Raw genomic sequence first — 2607 nt, 5'->3', positions numbered from 1 at the left:
AATTTGCTGATTATATCCTTGACTACGAAGCAATTTTAAAAAGACAGAGTGGAATGTACCAGCAACGACATAGCTACTTGCGGCATGATTCATACCAGGTAAATTCGCTACACGGCTTCGAATTTCTTCAGCTGCTTTTTGTGTAAACGTCAGCAGCAAAATATTTCGTGGATGAACATGTTTTACATTAACTAAATAACCAACGCGAGTTGTTAAAACAGATGTTTTACCACTTCCAGCACCAGCTAGTGTAAGGACAGGTCCTTCTGTCGTTTGCACTGCTTCTAACTGTTTTTCATTTAAATAAACACCTTGCTGTTCTAAAGCGCGGAAATACGCCGCATCTGCATCTTCTTCCATAATTAAATGGGTAGATGTTTTCGGAATATGATACGTCGCTTGCGGAATACCAGCGTGTGTTAACGGTTTTTGTGAAAATTTTTCTTGTGTCATATATTCACCTTCAAAACTATAGCATCAACATTTAACTTTAGCGGAAGAAAAAGAAAATAGCAATGTAAAAAACAGGAGGGGCTACCTCCTGCTACAAAATTACAATTCTTTTATCATTACGACGTGCGGGATATTTGCTTCCATAAATACATCAGAAGCCGTCACGTATCCTAGCTTTTTATAGAAAACTTCAGCATGTGTTTGAGCATGGAGTTTTAATTTTGGTAGAGACTCTTCTTTAGCATGCGCTTCAAGTGCATCCATAATGATTTTGCCAATACCTTTTTGGCGATGGGAGGCCAGTACGCAAATGCGTTCCATTTTTCCAACTCCATCAACAATGCGAAAGCGGCCCGCACCGACTGGAATGTCATTGTCATATACAACAACATGCACCGAAGTATCTTCAAATTCATCATATTCTTCTTCAGAAGAAACACGTTGTTCTTCTACAAAAACCTGTTTACGTACAGAGAATGCATCACTTAGCTGCTCGTCTGTTTGTACGATTTGTGCGTGCAAATTAGTTGCTCCCCTTTCCAAGGTGGAATGTTTCATGTACAGTCCATGTTCCGTTTTCTAATTGATATAGAAGGTGGAAACGATCGATTGGTTGCTCATAATAGAAATCTTTCATACGTAATCGACCTAATACATCAGCGTGCTCTGCATCTGACAGGCTTTGACCGATTGTTAAATGAGGTACGAAAGAGTACTCGCGCTCTTGTGTAAAGAATCCATTATGCATTTCTTCATTTAAGAAAGTAAGTTCAGGTGTTTTTTCTACTTTAAAATAAAGAACATTATTAACAGGTGCGAATGAACCAACTTTTCCAACATGAAGGGTGAAAGGGTTCGTTTTGTTTGCGATTGTATGTAACTCATTCACAATCGATTCTAATTGTTCATCTTGCGTTTCAAAGGGTGTTTTCAATGTAATATGTGGCGGAACTAATGCGTAATGTGGATCATAACGTTTACGCAATCCGTTTGCTTTATCTTGAATCATTTTTGATGGGAAAATTACAATTCCTAATTTCATGTTCCAATTCCTCCCTTTGCAAGTCTAGTTAGATTTTGAGAATAAATCTCTTTATCTCTTTATCTATTATATCAAATTATTCTGAATATCGCTCTCTATTATTTCATTGATAGAATATGAGAAAATGCTTTCGGTAAATCTGCTTGCCAATATTTCCATGTGTGATTCCCTTCAAACTCTTCATAATGCGTGATGAAATTTCTATCTGTAAGAAGAGTATTTAGCTCACGGTTCGGTTCTACGAAATCAGATACTTGTCCATCTGTGCGCTTGACAGCTGTTTCTTCTGTCCCAATGACGTGATAAAGTTCTAACGCCCCCGGATTTTTAAAGTCTCTTGCTAAGTTCATCACTGTTTCATCAACAAATGGTGACTGCATAACGACTTTACCGAATGTATGCGGATACATAAGTGCAGTCATAAAGGAAACTGTACCGCCAAGAGAATCTCCAATTAAAACGCGTCCTTTACCCATTTGATACGTTGGATAATTTTCATCAATATATGGAGCAAGCTCATGAGCAAGGAAACGAATGTAAGCAGCATTCTTTACATCGCTCGGGAAATATTTTTCCTTACGATCGTATACATTTTTATATGGAATGCCGACAATAATTGTACGGTCGATTTCTTCAGTTTCACGAAGACGCTCAATTACACGGTGCGCTTTACCAAGTTGAAAATAATCTCTACCATCTTGTGCAATAACAACCGTATGCTTATGGAGAGGTGTGTAATTTACTGGTAAATAAACAAGAAGTGTAAGTTCCTCTTGAAGTGATGTACTAAAAAATGAAATTTCTTCAATTCTCCCTATTGTTTGATTCATGTAGATCCCCCTAAATAAAAATTTACTGTAATGATTGTAAGAGCGACGCTTGTAGTGAAAAGGAAAGAAATAATCACTAATAGGTGCCTTAATTTCTATTTTACCATAATGGTACGAAGAATCTAAAAAATTAGTATTTAAGTTATGAAAGAAAACGGATATAATGAAGTGGGATTTTTTACAGGTGAGAGGGGAGACAGGATTTGAAACAAGAAAGATCAATCGCACTACCATTAGCAATTTCCATTATAGCCATTTCATTCGCAGCTGTTTTTGTAAAGA

The 2607-nt window shown here is 37.0% G+C and carries 4 protein-coding genes; all 4 read right to left on the bottom strand.

From position 1 onward, the window contains the following. On the bottom strand, window positions 1-453 hold a 453-nt coding region (locus tag AC1DTM_RS22365), incomplete at its 3' end, for a UvrD-helicase domain-containing protein (RefSeq protein WP_477000907.1). Between the two features lie 99 nt (window positions 454-552). After that, window positions 553-975: a GNAT family N-acetyltransferase gene (locus tag AC1DTM_RS22360; RefSeq protein ID WP_002158861.1), complete on the bottom strand. Its 423-nt coding sequence runs from the start codon at window positions 973-975 to the stop codon at window positions 553-555. A gap of 1 nt (window position 976) precedes the next feature. Beyond that, window positions 977-1495 carry a YjcG family protein gene (locus AC1DTM_RS22355; protein WP_002201352.1) on the bottom strand — a complete coding sequence of 173 codons (519 nt, stop codon included), beginning with the start codon at window positions 1493-1495 and terminating at the stop codon, window positions 977-979. 98 nt (window positions 1496-1593) lie between these two features. Further along, window positions 1594-2325 (bottom strand): alpha/beta hydrolase, encoded by a 732-nt coding sequence (locus AC1DTM_RS22350; RefSeq protein WP_477000906.1) that lies wholly within the window; start codon window positions 2323-2325, stop codon window positions 1594-1596. Between the last annotated feature and the right edge of the window lie 282 nt (window positions 2326-2607).

It is taken from the genome of Bacillus sp. P4_D3 (assembly GCF_056401855.1).
Note: the sequence above shows the minus strand (reverse complement) of the source record. Positions and strands in the feature narration are given on the sequence as shown.

Excerpts from the sequence above, each read along its gene's own strand:
- AC1DTM_RS22355 (WP_002201352.1), bottom strand. The coding sequence starts at position 1,495 with ATGAAATTAGGAATTGTAATTTTCCCATCAAAAATGATTCAAGATAAA.
- AC1DTM_RS22350 (WP_477000906.1), bottom strand. The coding sequence starts at position 2,325 with ATGAATCAAACAATAGGGAGAATTGAAGAAATTTCATTTTTTAGTACA.